Here is a 225-nt window from a genome sequence, read left to right on the forward strand (position 1 = left end):
TACTCATTGAAGTAGAATCGCTCTCACTTACTGATGTTGAGTTACTCATTGAAGTAGAGTCACTTTCACTTACTGACGTTGAGTTACTCATGCTCGTAGAGTCGCTCTCACTCACTGATGTTGAGTTACTCATGCTCGTAGAGTCACTCTCACTCACTGATGTTGAGTTACTCATTGAAGTAGAATCGCTCTCACTCACTGACGTTGAGTTACTCATGCTCGTAG

General features: G+C 42.7%; 1 pseudogene. It reads left to right on the forward strand.

Annotated elements, in window-relative coordinates:
• Positions 1 to 225, forward strand: a pseudogene (locus TP70_RS12920) (hypothetical protein); the annotation flags it as partial.

The sequence above is a fragment of the Staphylococcus microti genome (genome assembly GCF_000934465.1).
Classification (GTDB): domain Bacteria; phylum Bacillota; class Bacilli; order Staphylococcales; family Staphylococcaceae; genus Staphylococcus; species Staphylococcus microti.